This is a genomic window from Vibrio sp. D420a, assembly GCF_030248625.1.
Lineage (GTDB): Bacteria > Pseudomonadota > Gammaproteobacteria > Enterobacterales > Vibrionaceae > Vibrio > Vibrio fortis_A.
This window is the reverse complement of the sequence record NZ_JAHGAN010000029.1, coordinates 173,272-191,686: the sequence shown is the minus strand read 5'-3', so window position 1 is coordinate 191,686 and position 18,415 is coordinate 173,272. Positions and strand designations below refer to the sequence as shown.

14 protein-coding genes and 1 tRNA gene are annotated in these 18,415 nt (G+C 45.6%); 5 read left to right on the top strand and 10 right to left on the bottom strand.

Annotation, left to right across the window (positions count from 1 at the left end; all coding sequences use genetic code 11):
• Positions 1–8: 8 nt before the first annotated feature.
• Positions 9–1,892, top strand: a complete 1,884-nt coding sequence (locus tag KI743_RS19345) for a sensor domain-containing diguanylate cyclase (RefSeq protein WP_285467788.1) — start codon at positions 9–11, stop codon at positions 1,890–1,892.
• Between the two features lie 514 nt (positions 1,893–2,406).
• Here the strand turns inward: KI743_RS19345 and KI743_RS19340 are convergent.
• Both KI743_RS19340 and pykF read right to left on the bottom strand, forming a co-directional pair.
• On the bottom strand, positions 2,407–3,066 hold the full coding sequence (locus KI743_RS19340) for a GntR family transcriptional regulator (RefSeq protein ID WP_150870827.1): 660 nt from the start codon (positions 3,064–3,066) through the stop codon (positions 2,407–2,409).
• Between the two features lie 188 nt (positions 3,067–3,254).
• A complete protein-coding gene (pykF, locus tag KI743_RS19335; RefSeq protein ID WP_032553063.1) occupies positions 3,255–4,667 on the bottom strand; it encodes a pyruvate kinase PykF in 1,413 nt (470 codons plus the stop codon).
• Between the two features lie 430 nt (positions 4,668–5,097).
• Here pykF and KI743_RS19330 point away from each other — a divergent pair, with 430 nt between their 5' ends.
• Positions 5,098–5,868: a DeoR/GlpR family DNA-binding transcription regulator gene (locus KI743_RS19330; RefSeq protein WP_032553064.1), complete on the top strand. Its 771-nt coding sequence runs from the start codon at positions 5,098–5,100 to the stop codon at positions 5,866–5,868.
• Positions 5,869–5,977: 109 nt separating this feature from the next.
• Positions 5,978–7,810, top strand: coding sequence for a glutamine--fructose-6-phosphate transaminase (isomerizing) (gene glmS / locus KI743_RS19325; RefSeq protein WP_032553065.1), 1,833 nt, complete (start codon positions 5,978–5,980; stop codon positions 7,808–7,810).
• A gap of 75 nt (positions 7,811–7,885) precedes the next feature.
• Here the strand turns inward: glmS and KI743_RS19320 are convergent, their stop codons facing one another.
• From KI743_RS19320 to rpsU, 7 genes are all read right to left on the bottom strand, one after another.
• The gene (locus KI743_RS19320) at positions 7,886–8,962 is read right to left on the bottom strand and encodes a TRAP transporter substrate-binding protein (RefSeq protein WP_285467787.1); all 1,077 of its coding nucleotides are present in this window, start codon (positions 8,960–8,962) and stop codon (positions 7,886–7,888) included.
• 311 nt (positions 8,963–9,273) lie between these two features.
• Positions 9,274–10,542, bottom strand: a complete 1,269-nt coding sequence (locus tag KI743_RS19315) for an O-acetylhomoserine aminocarboxypropyltransferase/cysteine synthase family protein (RefSeq protein WP_285467786.1) — start codon at positions 10,540–10,542, stop codon at positions 9,274–9,276.
• A 237-nt stretch (positions 10,543–10,779) separates the two neighbouring features.
• Positions 10,780–10,855, bottom strand: a tRNA-Ile gene (locus KI743_RS19310).
• Positions 10,856–11,017: 162 nt separating this feature from the next.
• Positions 11,018–12,868 (bottom strand): RNA polymerase sigma factor RpoD, encoded by a 1,851-nt coding sequence (gene rpoD, locus KI743_RS19305; protein WP_285467785.1) that lies wholly within the window; start codon positions 12,866–12,868, stop codon positions 11,018–11,020.
• 99 nt (positions 12,869–12,967) lie between these two features.
• Positions 12,968–14,719 carry a DNA primase gene (gene dnaG, locus KI743_RS19300; protein WP_285467784.1) on the bottom strand — a complete coding sequence of 584 codons (1,752 nt, stop codon included), beginning with the start codon at positions 14,717–14,719 and terminating at the stop codon, positions 12,968–12,970.
• A 116-nt stretch (positions 14,720–14,835) separates the two neighbouring features.
• Positions 14,836–15,279 carry a GatB/YqeY domain-containing protein gene (locus KI743_RS19295; RefSeq protein WP_032553070.1) on the bottom strand — a complete coding sequence of 148 codons (444 nt, stop codon included), beginning with the start codon at positions 15,277–15,279 and terminating at the stop codon, positions 14,836–14,838.
• A 25-nt stretch (positions 15,280–15,304) separates the two neighbouring features.
• The gene (gene rpsU / locus KI743_RS19290; RefSeq protein ID WP_001145625.1) at positions 15,305–15,520 is read right to left on the bottom strand and encodes a 30S ribosomal protein S21; all 216 of its coding nucleotides are present in this window, start codon (positions 15,518–15,520) and stop codon (positions 15,305–15,307) included.
• 229 nt (positions 15,521–15,749) lie between these two features.
• On the opposite strand from rpsU, the gene tsaD reads away from it, so the two are divergent.
• Both tsaD and KI743_RS19280 read left to right on the top strand, forming a co-directional pair.
• The gene (gene tsaD, locus KI743_RS19285; protein ID WP_285467783.1) at positions 15,750–16,769 is read left to right on the top strand and encodes a tRNA (adenosine(37)-N6)-threonylcarbamoyltransferase complex transferase subunit TsaD; all 1,020 of its coding nucleotides are present in this window, start codon (positions 15,750–15,752) and stop codon (positions 16,767–16,769) included.
• Positions 16,770–16,833: 64 nt separating this feature from the next.
• Positions 16,834–17,652, top strand: a complete 819-nt coding sequence (locus KI743_RS19280; protein ID WP_150895864.1) for an alpha/beta fold hydrolase — start codon at positions 16,834–16,836, stop codon at positions 17,650–17,652.
• Positions 17,653–17,698: 46 nt separating this feature from the next.
• On the opposite strand, the gene plsY is transcribed toward KI743_RS19280, so the two are convergent.
• Entirely contained in the window at positions 17,699–18,295 is a 597-nt protein-coding gene (gene plsY / locus KI743_RS19275) for a glycerol-3-phosphate 1-O-acyltransferase PlsY (protein ID WP_032553074.1), read from the bottom strand.
• Positions 18,296–18,415: the final 120 nt, after the last annotated feature.

Below are 18,415 nucleotides of genomic sequence, written 5' to 3'. Positions count from 1 at the left end.
AGCAATTAATGAGAAATAAAAAAACAATCGCCACGCTTCTCGTTATTTGCGTCACCTTTTGTGCAGCTATCGCTCTGTACTACCAGCAACGCTATCAAGACGTCAAAAAGCAGAGTTATCAACGCACTGCAAAACAGGCTCTTCATCAACTTGTATACGCCGAGCGCGACTATAATGTGTTGAAAGACCAGTTGGTCTCTATGATGCAACTGCTCAGCCACAGTCAAAGCTTGGTTGATTTTGCGACATCTCCTTCTGCTGAAAATAAGAACCTACTGGAAGAGGTTTGGCAGTCGGTATTGGTCAATCAAAGATGGTATACCCAGATCCATCTGTTGGATATTGATGGCCATGAGAAGGTCAGAGTCAATTACTCCTCAAGAACAGGTGTTGTTACTCTTCCTAGTGAGCTACAAGATAAATCGAACTACGGTTATTTCGACTATGCACAGACCCTGGATGCTGAAGAGATTGGCGGGTGGGGTATTGAGCTGGAATCCGAATATGGTGAGCTGACTTATCCATATACTCCCGTATTGAGAGTGATCACGCCTGTACAAACACCAGAGCGTCGCGTCGGCTACTTAGTGATAAACCTCGATGTATGGGGATTAGCGTCGCGCTTAAACTTCTCTCCTGATTTTGATTTTCATGCTGAAGTGGTGAACCAATATGGTTACTACATTGCGAGCCAAAACAAGAGCAAGCTGTTTGGTGATTCGATCCCTGAGCGTAAAGGGTTCAACCTTTCACAAATCGCCCCAAAAACTTGGCAGGCGATCTCTTCTGAACGCATGGGTTACATGTTTGAAGACGGCAATCTATTTGCCTTCAACACCGTTGATCTTGCGCAGAAACAAAAGATGCACTTAGTGATTCAGTTGAGCTCAGAGCAGTTATTAGAGAGAGCAGAGCGCGATCTCAATGACTTAGCGCAAGAGCAGCTGATCGTGTTCTTTACCGTAATGGTTTTTGCTTTCCCGCTGGCTTATCTCGTGACGCATTATCAAAGGCGCAGTCTAGAGAGCAAATTGGCTCGAGCAGCGCTGAACGGTATGTCTGCGGTGATGATCTCTGATAAACACCATCGCACCATCATGACCAACAATGAGTTTGAGAACATGACTGGTTACAGCAAGTCGCAGGTTGATGGTAAAAATGCCCTGCAACTGCTGCTAGAGAATAGCGAACAACTTCACACTGCAAAAAACATCTGGACACATCTCGAAGAGAATGATTTGTGGGAAGGTGAGGTGAGCTGCAAGAGCAAACTTCGAATCCCTTTCACTGCGATCATGCGAGTGCAAGCAGTCAAGAGCAACTCAGGTAAGGTGAGCTACTACATCACGTCGCTGGTGGACATCACGGTGCGTAAAGAGTTAGAAGTACGATTGCGTATTCTCAGTGAGCGAGATTCACTGAGTAAGCTATGGAATCGCCGCAAGTTTGAAGAGCAGCTGGCACAGTATTCACGAATGGTGGAGCGTTTCCCTAACGAATCTCAAGTGTGCTTAGCGTTGATCGACATCGATAACTTCAAACGCATTAATGATGAACTTGGCCATGACGAGGGCGATCGTGTGATTGCTAGAGTGGCTGCGATCCTTCAAGAAAGCTTGAGAACCACAGACTTTGTCGCGCGTGTTGGCGGTGAAGAGTTTGCTATCTTAATGCCTCATACTTCGTTAGCTGAAGCGAGAAGAGTGTTGGATCGCCTACGAATTGAAGTACAACTCTCTGGCGGCACGAAAGTGACGGTCAGTATCGGCTATACCGATCTTACTGGTAACAGCACCCACTCCTATAAGTGTGCGGATATTGGTCTTTATGAATCTAAGTCCTCTGGTCGCAACACCATCTCTATCTGTACAAGTCAGGCGGACGTTGCCTAGTTTGCATCTTGGGCTTGAGTTTGAACATCGGCAAAAAATAGAACCAATCTGTCTTATCTTTGAGAGATACCCGTCACAATATTTGTACGATTAGACTAAAGTCTAATTTGTGCGCAAATTTGAACTAAACTGAACAATAAGTAAACTACCTTGCTTCGTAGAGTTAGTGTTGCACTGACTCTTTTTGAGAAACCAGATCTCAAAAAGGGATGACAAAGTTAACTTAATTCAACTGCTCAGTTTCATCGACTTTTATCAGCAGAATTAGGTTAGCAGGAGCAAGAGTTAGGGATTCATACTGTCTGGTGAAATGAGGCGTGGTATGTTTGTCGATTTTTTAGTGAGATTGACCATCGGCACACTAGTGATTCTTGGTTTTAAACTCAGTGCACTGTATTTTTTGCCTATGGTTTTACTGCTCAATACTCATCATAAAGAGTTCTTTGGGTGGTAAACAAAAACGGAGCATTAGGCTCCGTTTTTTTATTCACTGAGATGCTCAAACTACATAAAACTACGCAGCTTCAATCACTCTTTCAATGCGTCTCATTGAGCCCATTAGGTGTTGATCAAGTAGCTCTGTCGCTTGCTCAGCATTCTTCGCTAGTACCAGTTTCATGATCATTTCATGCTCATCAATGTTAAACAGCTCATCTGATTCTTGATCGTCTGCTAATGCTAAGAAACGATAACGTTTCACCTGATTGATCAAATCACTGAAGAACTCGAACATGTTCTTTGAATCTGCACCTTCTAAAAGTGCCACATGGAACTGCTGATGGCGCTCTTCCCACTCTGCACTATTAAACTCTTCTGCTGTGTTGTTCACACGAGAAAGCTTGTGGTACGAAGTAAGAACTTCTAGTTCCCAGCTTTCATCACCGGTAGCGATTGCTTTTTTCAGCAGAACAGAAGAAACCACACGTAGGCTTTCGTATAAGTCGTTAAGTTCTTTCTTAGAGACTGGGGCTACCCAACAGCCTTTTTGAGGCTCAAGCTTTACATACTTGCTCCAAGAAAGCTGAACGAGAGCTTCACGAATTGGTGAAGCGCCGACGTTGTATTTCTGTTTTAGATCAGCCACAACCAGTTTCTGGCCTGGGCGCAATTCACCATTAAGAATATCTTGGCGAATCATCTTTGATACTTTGTCGGTGAGAGTAGGGCTAGACATTGTGCAACCTCATGTAATTTGAATTCTTAGCCTGCTAATTCAAATGACCTAAGGCGGGAATTAACAGTACGCAGTTCTATTGTTAATTTGATAATACAGCGTACTGATTATTAGAGCAAGATGTAATATATAAAAAAAGAGGGCCGAAGCCCTCTTTTTTATTTAACTGATGATTAAACTCTTCAGTCTTATAGAACGTGTACAGAAGCTGTGTTCGTAGTGCCTGAAGCTACTAGAGCACCAGAAACCATAACTACGATGTCGCCTTTGCTACCGAACTCAGCGTTAAGAGCGTACTCTTTACCCATTTGGTAGAAAGCGTCAGTGCTGTCGATAGAATCAACAAGAACAGGGCGAACACCTTTAGTAAGAACTAGCTGAGCAGCTGTCTTCTTGTTTGTTGTTAGTGCGATGATGTTTGCAGTTGGGAAGTACTTACGTACAGAACGTGCAGACTTACCACCTTCAGTAGCAACGATGATTAGTGGAGCAGCTAGCTTCTCAGCTGTGTCTACCGCACCTTTACATACTGCTTCAGTGATGCGTAGGCGTGGGCTGTCTAGACGAGAACCTAGTTCAGCTTTAAGAGCGCTGTCAGTACGGTTCGCGATTTGAGCCATGATAGTTACTGCTTCAACTGGGTATTTACCTTTCGCAGTTTCACCAGAAAGCATTACAGCATCAGTACCGTCCATGATTGCGTTCGCAACGTCACCCGCTTCTGCACGAGTTGGACGTGGGTTGTTGATCATAGAATCAAGCATTTGAGTTGCTGTGATAACCATCTTACGTGCACGGTTACACTTCTCGATCATCATTTTCTGAGCGAAGATTACTTCTTCAGCTGGGATTTCAACACCTAGGTCACCACGAGCAACCATGATACCGTCAGAAAGCTCTAGGATTTCGTCGAAGTTATCAACACCTTCTTGGTTCTCAATCTTAGAGATGATGTGGATGTCGCTGCCGCCGTTCGCGTCTAGGATCTCACGGATCTCTTTAACGTCAGATGCTTTACGGATGAAAGAAGCTGCTACGAAGTCAACGCCTTGCTCACAACCAAACTTAAGGTCGTTCTTATCTTTTTCTGATAGAGCTGGAAGTTGAACAGAAACGCCAGGAAGGTTAACACCTTTGTTTTCGCCTAGTGCACCGTTGTTAAGAACTTTACACTTAACTTCAGTTTCAGTAGTAGAGATAACTTCCATTTCGATTAGGCCGTCATCTACAAGGATAGTGTTACCAACGTTTAGGTCAGCTGCGAAACCAGCGTAAGTTACCGCTACAGTCTCTTTGTTACCTACAACTGAAGTGTCAGTTGTGAAAGTGAATTCTTGACCAGCTACTAGATCTACGTCGTTGCCGCCTTCTAGCTTGATAGTACGGATTTCTGGGCCTTTAGTATCAAGAAGGATAGCCAGTTGCTTACCTACTTTGTCCATTACTTCGCGGAAGTTCGCAATACGAGTGCCGTGCTCTTCGTAGTCACCGTGAGAGAAGTTAAGACGCATAACGTTCATGCCTGCGTTTACTAGTTCAGTTAGCTTCTCTACAGATTCAGTTTTAGGGCCAATCGTACATACGATTTTGGTCTTTTTCATGGAAGGTACTCTCCGGTAAGTTTTGTTACAAATTGAAATTTATCTGTTTTCTGAAGCGGCCTACCCATTTCGTCAGCATTTTGTGCCTGCTGCGATAATAGAGGGACTTATCAATTGCCCTTCAGAGTTGTAAGTCTTTCATCAATTTTAGTCATTTTATGACCAAATGATTTTGATTCAACATCGGTTTTCTGTGACTTACCCCAATATATCAGGTGAAAGTTGCAGAAAAATAACGGTCATTTTTGTAATTTTTTTTCTTTTCGGGTGCGGATTCTACCACCGAATGAATTCAATATCACTGCTTAACAATTGTCTTAGGACAAGGTTTTAGCGCTATTTATTAATTTTTTGGATCGAAATAAATGGACTAAATGGTTTCGTTGTAACTATAATATCTTTCATATCGAAACTTATGGTTCATTTTTAAATGTCGAAACGAAACACTCAGCTCAGAAGACACGCAATTTCTAATCTAGTTAACGAGAAAGGCGAGGTTAGTGTTGATGAATTGTCCGCTAAGTTTGAAACCTCGGAAGTCACAATTAGAAAGGATTTGGCGTCTTTAGAGAAAAATGGTCAGCTTTTGCGCCGATATGGCGGTGCTGTTTCATTGCCGAAAGAAGTTGTGAACGATGAGATAGGCAAAAAAGTTTCGACTCGAAAGCTTTCATTGGCAAAAGCTGCTGCAGACCTAATTCGTGACCATAACCGCATTGTGATCGACAGCGGTAGCACGACAGGTGCTCTGATCGAACAGCTAAATAGTAAGCGTGGTCTGGTTGTGATGACCAACTCGTTGCATGTTGCTAACGCACTAAATGAACTAGAAAGCGAACCTACATTGCTAATGACGGGCGGAACCTGGGATACACACTCAGATTCGTTCCAAGGTCAGGTCGCAGAATCAGTACTGCGTGCTTATGACTTTGACCAACTGTTTATTGGCGCTGACGGTATCGACCTTGAAAGAGGTACTACAACATTTAATGAGCTAGTCGGACTGAGTAAGGTCATGGCTGAAGTATCACGTGAAGTTGTGGTGATGGTTGAATCAGAGAAAGTAGGTCGCAAAATCCCGAATCTTGAGCTGTCTTGGGAGCACATCGATGTCTTGATCACTGATACCGAACTGGCGGAAGAAGCCAAACAGAGTATCGAGTCTCAAGGGGTGCGTGTGATTCTCACCGAGCCAGTATAGAAACTAAATTTAAAATTTATGCATTTAACTTCCTATAATAGATCTCTATGAGACATGGCCTTTGCTTGCTGCCAGATAGGAATAACCAAAAAATTGATGGAGTAACATTATGTGTGGAATTGTTGGTGCAGTAGCACAACGTGACGTAGCAGAAATTCTAGTAGAGGGCCTACGCCGTCTTGAATACCGTGGTTACGACTCTGCAGGTGTCGCGGTTGTGGATAGCGAATCCAACCTAACTCGTGTACGTCGTCTAGGTAAAGTACAAGAGTTGGCTGACGCAGTTGAAGCGCAACAGGTAATCGGTGGTACAGGTATCGCTCATACACGTTGGGCGACTCACGGTGAACCTTCTGAAGCGAACGCGCACCCACACATGTCTGGTGACATTGCAGTTGTTCACAACGGCATCATCGAAAACCACGAAGAGCTGCGCACGCTTCTTCAAGGTCGTGGTTATGAGTTCACGTCTCAAACAGATACTGAAGTAATTGCTCACCTAGTTGAGTGGGAACTGCGCACCTCTGAGACGCTAGTTGAAGCTCTACAAAAAACAGCGAAGCAACTAGATGGCGCTTACGGCACAGTAGCTGTTGATCGTAAAGATCCTTCACGTATTGTTGTTGCTCGTTCTGGTAGCCCTATCGTAATTGGCTTTGGTGTTGGCGAAAACTTCCTAGCGTCTGACCAACTAGCACTACTTAGTGTGACACGCCGCTTTATGTACCTAGAAGAGGGCGATGTTGCTGAAGTGACTCGTCGTGAAGTTAACGTATTTGACGCAAGCGGTGAGCCTGTTGAGCGTGAAATCGTTGAATCTAACGCAGAACATGATGCAGGTGACAAAGGCAAATACCGTCACTTCATGCAGAAAGAGATCTTTGAGCAGCCAACTGCACTGATCAACACAATGGAAGGTCGTATTTCAGATACAGCTGTTATCACCAATGCAATCGGTGTTAAAGCTGAAGAGATCCTAAGCAAAGTAGAGCACGTTCAGATCATTGCATGCGGTACTTCTTACAACTCAGGTATGGCGGCACGCTACTGGTTTGAGTCTCTAGCGGGCGTAAGCTGTGACGTAGAGATCGCTTCTGAGTTCCGTTACCGTGATTTCGTTGTTCGTCCGAACAGCCTGCTTGTGACGCTTTCTCAATCTGGTGAGACGGCAGATACGCTAGCAGCACTTCGCCTTGCGAAAGAGAAAGGCTACATGTCAGCAATGACTATCTGTAACGTAGCGGGATCTTCACTGGTTCGTGAATCTGATTTTGCGTTCATGACTCGCGCAGGTACAGAGATCGGTGTAGCTTCAACAAAAGCATTTACTACGCAGCTTGCAGCAATGCTAATGATGGTAACGTCGATCGGTCGTCTACAAGGCCGTATCGATGAAGCGAAAGAAACTGAAATCGTTCAAGCTCTTCACCAACTGCCTACAGACATCGAGAAAGCACTGGCGTTTGATAAAGAGATTGAAGCGTTAGCGACTGACTTTGCAGACAAGCACCACACACTATTCCTAGGTCGTGGCGAGTACTACCCAATTGCAATGGAAGCGTCTCTAAAACTGAAAGAGATCTCTTACATCCACGCTGAAGCATACGCTGCAGGTGAGCTTAAGCACGGCCCTCTCGCTCTGATTGATGCAGATATGCCAGTAGTGGTTATTGCACCAAGCAACGACCTGCTAGAGAAGCTGAAGTCGAACGTAGAAGAAGTACGTGCACGTGGTGGCCTACTGTATGTATTTGCGGATGAAGCAGCTGGCTTTGAAAGCGATGAGAACATGAAGATCATCAAGATGCCTCACGTGAGCGAAGTGACTGCACCTATCTACTACACGGTTCCAATGCAGCTACTGTCTTACCACGTAGCGCTAATCAAAGGTACTGACGTTGACCAACCTCGTAACCTAGCGAAAGCGGTAACGGTAGAGTAAGTTAACTTACCCTAGTAAATAGACGAAAGCCCATCATGATGATGGGCTTTTTTGTTTTTCAGCATTGAGCCTTTGTTACTCGTGGTTGAGGTAGGCCTTGGTTGAGATGTTGGTCCACGCTCGCACTTTCCTTGCGTAGTCAGCTTGAGAGTCGATGATTTTCTTCGCTAACGGGTCTTTTGCGGCTTGCTCAGCAAGCAGTTCATCTGTGGCTGCGTGCATCGTTTGGAGCACTTCTGGCGGGAAGTCTCGAACCTTAATATCAGGGTAGTCAGATTGCATGGTTGCCCAGCTGCTAGCATTGGCATCGAGCGCTTGGGTATACATATCGAAGGCTGCCACTCGGAAAGATGTTTCTAGAATGAGCTGAAGGTCTTTTGGTAGCTTATCCCAAGTCTTTTTGTTCACTAAAAACTGAGTCTCTGACCCCGGCTCATGCCAAGCTGTGTAGTAGTAAGGTGCAATCTTTTGAAAGCCCATACGTAGGTCAAAGGCAGGGCCAACCCATTCGAGTGCATCAATCGTGCCACGCTCTAGAGAAGTATAAAGTTCACCCGGTGCAATATTGGTTGGCTTCGCGCCAACCTTAGCGAACACTTCGCCAGCAAAGCCTGGAATGCGCATCTTCAAGCCTTTAAGGTCCTCGATTGAGTTAATCTCTTTCTTAAACCAGCCACCCATTTGAATATCAGAGTTACCACCTGGGAACGACAGTAGGTTATGTGGCGCGTACACCTCTTGCATTAGCTCCATGCCACCGCCTTGGTAAAACCATGCATACTGCTCGGTAGTCATCATGCCAAATGGCATTGAAGAGAAGTAGAGTGTATTTGGCACCTTACCTTTCCAGTAGTAAGAGCTTGAGTGTCCTAAATCGTATTGCCCCGACTTCACCATATCGAACACCCCAAGCGGTGCTTTGTGCTTATTGGCTGAGTCGATACGGATCTGCAGGCGGCCGTTAGACATTTCATTAGCTAACTTAGCCATGTTCTTGCTGGCGTCACCGAGGATTGGGGTATTCGGTCCCCATGTTTCCGCAAGTTTTAAGCGATATACTTTTTCTGCAGCGTGTGCGGAGAGTGAAACGGTTGCGAGCAGCGCCACTGAGGCTGCTTTTATCAGGGGGAGGATTTTGTATCGAGTCGTCATGAGGTTCCCATTATCAGCTGTCATTATTATAGGTTTGACTTAGATTCCCGAGTTATCTCAGCAAGGTCAATCAAGCTGATGTGATGAGAAGTGAGCGGTGGCAGTCGTTTCGTTCAAGTTTAAGTCAGGCATGAAGATGTTTGGGGGAGGTATGTCTCTCTTATGTAGAAAGATATTCTGATAGAAGGTGGGAAGTAGGGAAGATATCGTTATTGCTTAATTGATATGCTAATCACAGAACGATAGCGTCAACAAATAAGCCAGCACGTGACATGCTGGCTTATGGTGTTGTTTGCTATAGAAACATAACGTTAAGCGTTTAATGCTTGCTCTAGGTCGGCAAGAATATCGTCGATATGCTCGATACCAACAGATAGACGAATCATCTCTGGAGATACTCCTGCTTGTTTCTGCTCTTGCTCACTTAACTGACGGTGAGTCGTTGATGCTGGGTGACATGCTAGCGATTTAGCATCACCAATATTCACCAGGCGCTTAAAGATCTGCAGCGCGTCATAGAAGCGAACCCCAGCTTCATAGCCATCCTTGAGGCCGAAAGACAAAATAGCGGAAGGTTTACCCTGCATGTATTTCTCTGCCAGTGGGTAGAACTCTGAGTCTGGCAAGCCTGCATAACTTACCCAGCTCACTTTGTCATGCTTCTTGAGGTACTCAGCAACCTTGAGAGCATTTTCAGTGTGACGTTCCATACGCAGTGATAAGGTCTCTAAGCCTTGCATCAGCATAAAGGAATTCATTGGTGAAAGTGCTGAACCCGTATTGCGCAGCGGTACTGTACGCGCTCGGCCGATAAAGGCAGCTTCACCAAAGGCTTCTGTGTATACCACGCCATGGTAAGACGGCTCGGGTTGGTTGAATACTGGGAAGCGATCTTTATGCTCGGCCCAAGGGAATTTTCCTGAGTCGACAATGACGCCACCTAGAGTGGTACCGTGGCCACCAACGTATTTCGTTAATGAATGCACAACAATGTCCGCGCCAAAATCGATAGGCTTGCATAGCACTGGAGTTGCAACTGTGTTGTCGACGATGACAGGAACACCTTGTGCGTGGGCAAGTTCGGCGACACGCTCTAGGTCAATGATATTACCAGCAGGGTTACCAATACTTTCACAGTAAATCGCCTTGGTGTTCTCATCGATGAGCTCAGCTAAGCTTTCTGGCTTGTCGTCTTTGGCAAAGCGTACTTCAATGCCTTGGTTTGGCAGCATGTGTGCAAACAGGGTGTAAGTGCCACCGTATAGTTGAGGGGTAGAAACAATGTTGTCGCCCATTTGCGCCAAGGTCTGAATTGCGTAGTTGATCGCAGCACTACCCGCACTCACAACTAAGCCAGCAATACCACCTTCAAGCGCTGCCATTCGTTTTTCCAACACATCATTAGTTGGGTTCATGATGCGGGTGTAGATGTTACCTGGAACTTCGAGATTAAAGAGGTCCGCGCCGTGCTGAGCATCATCAAACTCGTAAGCCACCGTTTGATAGATAGGTGTAGCGACAGATTTGGTTGTTGGATCTGTCTCGTAACCAAAGTGGATCGAGAGAGTTTCGTCTTTCATTTGTCTTCCCTGAACAGTTGATTGAATAGTGACCTTTCATAGTGCCGCCTTTTAGAATAAAAAAACGCAAATCAAGTCACAGGTAAGTGATTGAATACACCGTGTTGTGAAGAAGTATTGAGGAAACTGACTCAAAGATGCTGTAAACGGGAAGGGCCAAAATTGGGGGCAAGAAATTATTCTGCTCAGAAAAGCAAAAAGCCAGAGCAGCATCAACTGTTCTGGCTTTTCGGAATTTGGTGGCCCCTCCCAGATTTGAACTGGGGACCGAACGATTATGAGTCGTGCGCTCTAACCACTGAGCTAAGGGGCCGTAGGGCAATGATTATAGGGGATGCAATGGGTGGTGTCTAGCCACTAAAGGGGGCAATTGCGCTTAGTTCTTAGCCACTTAAATCATATAGATACAAAAAAGGTGAGCTAAAGCTCACCTTTCTTCTTATATGCTTAAAAGCTAGCCAAATCTCGCGAGAGATTACTCGTCTAGGAAACTACGTAGAGTTTCAGAACGGCTTGGGTGACGCAGCTTACGTAGCGCTTTTGCTTCGATCTGACGGATACGCTCACGAGTTACGTCGAACTGTTTACCAACCTCTTCTAGAGTGTGGTCAGTGTTCATGTCGATACCGAAACGCATGCGTAGTACCTTCGCTTCACGAGGCGTTAGGCCTGCTAGAACGTCTTTAGTTGCGCCGCGTAGGCTGGTTGCCGTTGCAGAGTCTAAAGGTAGTTCTAAAGTTGTATCCTCGATGAAATCACCTAGATGCGAATCTTCGTCGTCACCAATTGGTGTCTCCATTGAGATAGGCTCTTTAGCGATCTTCAGTACTTTACGGATCTTGTCTTCCGGCATTTGCATGCGCTCAGCCAACTCTTCCGGTAGCGGCTCACGACCCATCTCTTGCAGCATTTGACGAGAGATACGGTTTAGTTTGTTGATCGTTTCGATCATGTGAACCGGAATACGGATAGTACGAGCTTGGTCGGCAATCGAACGAGTGATCGCTTGACGGATCCACCATGTAGCGTAAGTAGAGAACTTGTAACCACGACGGTATTCGAACTTATCTACCGCTTTCATCAGACCGATGTTACCTTCTTGGATTAGATCCAAGAATTGTAGACCACGGTTGGTGTACTTCTTAGCAATCGAGATTACTAGACGTAAGTTCGCTTCAACCATCTCTTTCTTCGCACGACGAGCTTTCGCTTCACCGATAGACATGCGACGGCTGATATCTTTGATGCTTTGTACTGTTAGTGATGTCTCTTTCTCGATCATATCCAGTTTCTGGATAGAGCGGCGGATTTCACTTTCGTTACGTTTGATCTTCTCTGCATATGGCTTGTCTGAAGCAAGTACTTCATCTAACCATGCTTCGCTAGATTCGTTGCCTGTGAATAGGGCAATGAAAGATTTCTTCGGCATTTTGCCGTACTCAACTGTTTGGCGCATGATTAGGCGCTCTTGAGTACGTACACGATCCATTGAAGTGCGAAGTTCATTAACTAGGTAATCGAACTGTTTTGGCGTTAGGCGGAACTCTTTGAACACGTCTTGCATCATGGTTGTTGCAAGAACAGCTTTCGGGCTTTCTGCGCCGTATTCGTTGATCGCTAGCTGACGATTTTGGAAGCTTGTGCGAAGTGCAGTGAATTTCTCAAGAGCAAGCTCAGGGTCGATACCTGTATCTTCTTCTTCCTCTTCAGCATCGTCTTCTTCGTCTACGTCTTCAGCATCTTCATCGTCAAGATCAGATTCTGCCAGCTCAGAACCGATATGCGTTGCTGTTGGTGCTGCAGTACCATCGTCATCTGGGTCAACGAAACCGCTAATCAGATCGGTAAGGCGCAGCTCTTCAGCTTGAACCTTGTCAAACTGTTCTAAGATGTATGGGATAGTGCCAGGGTATTCAGCAACAGAAAGCTGAACTTGGTTGATACCATCTTCGATACGCTTAGCAATATCGATTTCGCCTTCACGAGTCAGTAGCTCAACAGTACCCATCTCACGCATGTACATACGTACTGGGTCAGTTGTACGGCCGATCTCGTTTTCTACGCTTGAAAGCGCAGCTGCTGCCGCTTCGGCTGCATCTTCATCTGTGATGGTATCGTCATCATTTAGGGCTAGATCATCGGCATCAGGTGCGGTTTCTACAACCTTGATACCCATGTCGTTAATCATCTGAATGATGTCTTCTACCTGTTCAGAATCAACAATTTCTGCAGGTAGGTGGTCGTTTACTTCGGCGTAGGTCAGATAGCCTTGTTCCTTGCCTTTAATAACAAGTAATTTTAGCTGTGACTGCGGATTTTGATCCATAGATGATATCCAACTTCAGGTCTGGTGAAGGACGTTGCATTTTTAAATGCAAACCATAAATGTTAACAAATTTTATCAATGCTGACTAATCAATCAGGGTTACGCTTTTAAATCTAGCATCAAGGCTAGCAGCTCCCTTTTTTCTTCGGCTGATAAACCGACACTTCTTGCTTTGGCCTGCAGGTTTTCAATTTGCTTTTCTACGCACTGGGCAAGAATATTGTCCAATGAGTCTAAGAATATATCTTCTTGATTGTCATCATCGAGGGGGATTTCCCAGCTCGCGAGACGAGACAGAAGTGCCTCATGTTTACTGTGTCGCCAGTGCTCTAATAACTGGCCGGTGTTGATATGGGGGTTAGTATGGCATTTATCAAGTACCTCAACGAATAAACTTAAACCAGGTAATGGTAAGTCTCGAACACTCGATAAATCCGGTACCATATCAGCATAGCTCGGATTTTGTAGAAGCAAAGCGATCACTTCTCGCATAGGGGTGCGTTTAAGCTCTTTATGCGGTTGCGGACTAGAGCTCTTGTTATGAACTCTAGCTCGTCTTAGCTGATTATCAAACCCAGTGCGCTCATCCAGTAACTTTTCGAGCAGTTCTTGGAAGTAGCTATCAGGAATTTTATTGATCAGTGCACTGGCATGGGCTCTCAACGCCGATTTACCTTCAGTTGTTCCAAGGTTTAATTGATGAATTTCAATTAGGTTGTCGAACAAGTAAGTAGAAAGTGGCGTTGCGTTTTGAACCAGTTGTTCAAAGGCCTCTTTGCCGTGTTGTCTAATATAGCTGTCTGGGTCTTCGCCATCTGGCAAGAACAGAAACTTCAGGGTATTCCCGGTCTTTAAATACTCAAGTGCATTTTCCAGTGCGCGCCAAGCGGCTTCTTTACCCGCTCTGTCACCATCATAACAACACACAACCGTGTGGGTTTGACGGAACAGCATTTGGATATGATCACCGGTTGTCGAAGTGCCCAACGAGGCGACGGAATAATCTACGCCATATTGCGCTAGTGCGACAACATCCATGTAACCTTCAACTACCAAGACTTGAGGTGGCTCACGGTAAGCCTGTAAGACTTCGTAAAGACCATATAGCTCTTTGCCTTTATGGAAGATCGGAGTCTCAGGGGAGTTGAGGTACTTTGGTGTTCCATCTTCAAGAACACGGCCACCAAAACCAATCACTCGACCACGACGATCGCGAATCGGGAACATGATGCGTCCACGAAAACGGTCGTATCGGTTACCCTTGTCGTTTTCGATTAACATGCCGCCCGTGACCAGCATGTCCTGCGCTTCTTTTTGCTGACCGAAATTCTTACGAACTAAATCCCACTCATCGGCGACGTAACCAATCCCAAACTTCTGTACGATTTCGCCTGACAGACCTCGATTCTTGAGGTAATCAATCGCGGGCTTGCTCGCTGATAGCTTGAGTTGTGAGCGGTAAAATTGGCTAATACCACCCATCAAGTCATATAGGTTACGCTTTTGCTCCGTGTTGGCACGCGGCTGAGTTGAAATGGCACCGCTGCGCTGCTCTCGAGGGACTTCTAAGCCAAGAAAGCTCGCAAGCTCTTCAATGGCCTCAACAAACTCGAGGCGTTCGAACTCCATAATGAAGTCGATGGCATTACCGTGTACGCCGCAACCAAAACAGTGATAGAACTGCTTTTCTTGGCTTACGCTAAAAGAGGGAGTTTTTTCGTTGTGAAACGGACAACAAGCACTGTAGTTTTTGCCCTTTTTCTTAAGTTTTACGCGTGCGTCAATGATGTCGACGATATCGAGACGCGCGAGGAGGTCATCAATGAAACTACGTGGGATAATTCCAGCCATAAAACCTTAGAAAAATGCACTAACTGAGAGTGATGATAATAGTTTGAATAGGTAGCAGATACAAACAAGCCGTGCGTTCCATAGGATTGCACGGCTTGTTGCAATTTGATTTGGGATTAAGCGAGTTTAGAACGAACTAAACCACTAACTTTACCCATATCTGCACGCCCTTGAATTTGTGGTTTCAAGATAGCCATTACTTTACCCATGTCTTGCATGCCCGCAGGTTGAGCTTCTGCAATTGCGCTATCTAGTAGTGCAATCACTTCTTCTTCAGTAAGCGGTTGAGGCATAAAGCCTTCAAGTACAGCAATTTCTGCTTGTTCCACGTCAGCAAGATCTTGACGACCAGCCGATTCATATTGAGCAACAGAATCGCGACGCTGTTTAACCATCTTAACTAGAACAGCAAGGATGTCGTCGTCGTTCAGAGTGATCTGTTCGTCAACTTCACGTTGCTTAATAGCTGAAAGAGCTAAACGGATAGTGCCAAGGCGCGGTTTGTCCTTGGCTTTCATCGCTAATTTTTGCTCTTCTTTGAGTTGTTCAATAAGAGCCATAACTCAGTCCTTATGGATTAAGTTATTAGTACAGGCGAACGCGACGTGCGTTTTCGCGAGCTAGCTTCTTAGCGTGACGCTTTTGAGCTGCTGCTTTAGCGCGTTTGCGAACTGTAGTTGGTTTTTCATAGTGCTCACGACGACGCACTTCAGAAAGGATACCTGCTTTTTCGCAAGAGCGCTTGAAACGACGTAGTGCAACGTCGAACGGTTCGTTTTCACGTACTTTAACTACTGGCATATGCCTTTCACCTCAGGGGTTATTCGTTAACGCTGGTAACTTAGTGAACTGAACTTAAATATTCAGTCTTAACCAGCTTGATCAAAAATGGTGCGGAATTTTAATCCGATCACAGTGGCTTTGTAAAGCACTTTGTCGATTATAGTCTGTACAATATTTGTTTGCTGAGCTTAGGCAGGGTAATATTGCGCTAATTTCCCATTAAAGATGAAAGCGTGCCGAGAAAATTATGCGCATTATTGGTATTGAAACCTCTTGTGATGAAACAGGAATCGCAATTTATGATGATGAGCAAGGTCTGCTTTCTCATCAACTCTACAGCCAGGTAAAACTGCATGCCGATTACGGTGGTGTTGTTCCTGAGCTGGCATCACGTGATCACGTGAAGAAAACCATCCCACTGATTAAAGCAGCTCTTGAAGAAGCAAACTTAACCTCTAAAGATATTGATGGCGTAGCTTACACAGCGGGCCCTGGTCTGGTTGGTGCGCTGCTTGTTGGTGCTACGATCGGCCGCAGTATTGCTTATGCATGGGGTGTGCCTGCAGTACCAGTTCACCACATGGAAGGTCACCTGCTTGCCCCTATGCTAGAAGATAACCCACCACCGTTCCCATTTGTGGCGCTGCTGGTATCGGGTGGTCACACTATGATGGTTGAAGTAAAAGGTATTGGTGAGTATCGAATCCTGGGTGAGTCGATTGATGATGCAGCTGGTGAAGCCTTCGATAAAACCGCCAAGCTAATGGGTTTAGATTACCCTGGTGGTCCACTGCTTTCTCGCTTGGCAGAAAAGGGTACGCCGGGTCGCTTTAAGTTCCCGCGCCCAATGACAGACCGTCCGGGTCTAGATATGAGTTTCTCAGGCCTAAAAACCTTTGCAGCTAATACCATTCGTGACAACGACGATAGCGAACAGACTCGCGCAGATATCGCATACGCATTCCAAGAGGCGGTTTGTGGCACCTTGGTAATCAAGTGTAAGCGTGCCTTGGCTGAGACAGGCATGAAACGTATAGTAATTGCTGGTGGTGTGAGTGCAAACAAGCAGTTACGAGCAGAACTTGAAGCGCTGGCGAAGAAGATTGGTGGTGAGGTTTATTACCCTCGCACTGAGTTTTGTACTGATAACGGTGCAATGATCGCTTATGCAGGTATGCAGCGTCTTAAGAACGGTGAGGTGGCTGATCTTTCTGTTCAAGCGACACCACGCTGGCCTATCGATCAGCTTGAGCCAATTGCTGAGTAATCGAATCTGAATAAATGGACGGTCGCTGAAGTAGCGGCCGTTTTTATATGACTTAGGGAAGAAAATGAACAATTTCACTATTGAAAACCAAAACATGGCGTACCTAGATGAAGGGCAAGGGCCTGTATTAGTGTTTGGTCACAGCTACCTATGGGATAGTGCAATGTGGCAACCTCAGGTAGAGGCACTGAAATCTAAGTACCGTTGTATTGTTCCTGAGCTTTGGTCTCACGGCCAATCTGATGCAGCGCCAAGCTCAATGCGCACGCTAAAAGATTATGCTCAACACGTTTTGGCACTGCTGGATCATTTGGGTATTGAGGAGTTCTCAATTGTTGGCCTATCGGTAGGCGGCATGTGGGGGACTGAGTTGGTGGAGTTAGCGCCGTCTCGCGTGAAAACCTTAGTACTTATGGATACCTTTGTTGGCCTAGAGCCAGAAGTGGCACACGCTAAGTATTTCTCGATGCTTGATACCATCGCACAAACAAAGATGGTTCCACCACCGATTGTTGAAGCGGTTGTCCCATTGTTCTTTGCTAATCAAGCAGAGCAAAATAGCCCTGAGCTAGTGAAAGGCTTCACAGAATTTCTATCTCAGCTAAATGGTGAGCACGCGGAACAGGTCGCACGCATTGGGCGTATCGTGTTCGGACGTCGTGATATGATTGAATCGATTGAGAAGTTTGCTCTGCCAGTTTTGGTTGCCGTGGGACAAGAAGACAAACCTCGTCCAGTGTTGGAATCTTACTTAATGCATGATTGCATCGCAGGTAGCGAGTTGGCTGTGATCCCTAATGCAGGTCATATTAGTAGCTTAGAGCAGCCTGACTTTGTAAATGAGATGCTTGCGAGCTTCCTAGATAAACATCTTCTGGTGTAATTGAGTCACCAACGAAATGATGAAAAATCGGCGTAATCTATATCGATTACGCCGATTTTTTTTGTCCTAATTTTGGCTCGCTGCCGTCAAGTAATCGGCGAATATTTTGATGATGGCGCAGCACGATCAAGCAGCACAACATGGCAACAGGAAGTGTGTACTGTGGTTTAACCATCCATGCATAAAACGGAGTGACTAACACGGTGACAATCGCGGCCAAGGATGAGTAACGGAAGAGGAAAGCGACCAGTAGCCAAGTGCCCATAATCATACCGGTAAGGTCAAGACCAATAGGCGCGATGGCGCCCAAGGCCGTCGCAACGCCCTTACCACCTTTAAAGTGGAAGAAGATTGGGTACATATGGCCCAAACAAGCAGCAATCGCGACAACACCCAGAATGATAGGGTCAATATCGAGGAAGTAACCAAGCCAGACGGGAATCGTCCCTTTTAGCATGTCACACAGCAATACAGAAGCTGCAGCGGCTTTGCCACCGATACGCAATACATTGGTAGCGCCGGGATTATTTGAACCTACGGTTCTAGGATCGGGCAGACGCGCGACTCGGCATATCAAGACCGCACTTGAGATTGAACCTAATAGATAGGCTGCAATGATCATAATGAGTGCCAATGGAGTCATGTCTGTCCTTAATGGTGCGAAAATAATGCTCAATCCAAGAGTAATTGATATCATATCCTGAATTAGGCAAATAATACGTTTTTTTCCCATTTTTGGGTATCCGACCTCTAAAAGGACAAC

Bases quoted from the DNA above. Each gene is read 5' to 3' on its own strand.
- KI743_RS19345 (WP_285467788.1), top strand. From the start codon at position 9: ATGAGAAATAAAAAAACAATCGCCACGCTTCTCGTTATTTGCGTCACC.
- KI743_RS19340 (WP_150870827.1), bottom strand. From the start codon at position 3,066: ATGTCTAGCCCTACTCTCACCGACAAAGTATCAAAGATGATTCGCCAA.
- pykF (WP_032553063.1), bottom strand. From the start codon at position 4,667: ATGAAAAAGACCAAAATCGTATGTACGATTGGCCCTAAAACTGAATCT.
- KI743_RS19330 (WP_032553064.1), top strand. From the start codon at position 5,098: ATGTCGAAACGAAACACTCAGCTCAGAAGACACGCAATTTCTAATCTA.
- glmS (WP_032553065.1), top strand. From the start codon at position 5,978: ATGTGTGGAATTGTTGGTGCAGTAGCACAACGTGACGTAGCAGAAATT.
- KI743_RS19320 (WP_285467787.1), bottom strand. From the start codon at position 8,962: ATGACGACTCGATACAAAATCCTCCCCCTGATAAAAGCAGCCTCAGTG.
- KI743_RS19315 (WP_285467786.1), bottom strand. From the start codon at position 10,542: ATGAAAGACGAAACTCTCTCGATCCACTTTGGTTACGAGACAGATCCA.
- rpoD (WP_285467785.1), bottom strand. From the start codon at position 12,868: ATGGATCAAAATCCGCAGTCACAGCTAAAATTACTTGTTATTAAAGGC.
- dnaG (WP_285467784.1), bottom strand. From the start codon at position 14,719: ATGGCTGGAATTATCCCACGTAGTTTCATTGATGACCTCCTCGCGCGT.
- KI743_RS19295 (WP_032553070.1), bottom strand. From the start codon at position 15,279: ATGGCTCTTATTGAACAACTCAAAGAAGAGCAAAAATTAGCGATGAAA.
- rpsU (WP_001145625.1), bottom strand. From the start codon at position 15,520: ATGCCAGTAGTTAAAGTACGTGAAAACGAACCGTTCGACGTTGCACTA.
- tsaD (WP_285467783.1), top strand. From the start codon at position 15,750: ATGCGCATTATTGGTATTGAAACCTCTTGTGATGAAACAGGAATCGCA.
- KI743_RS19280 (WP_150895864.1), top strand. From the start codon at position 16,834: ATGAACAATTTCACTATTGAAAACCAAAACATGGCGTACCTAGATGAA.
- plsY (WP_032553074.1), bottom strand. From the start codon at position 18,295: ATGACTCCATTGGCACTCATTATGATCATTGCAGCCTATCTATTAGGT.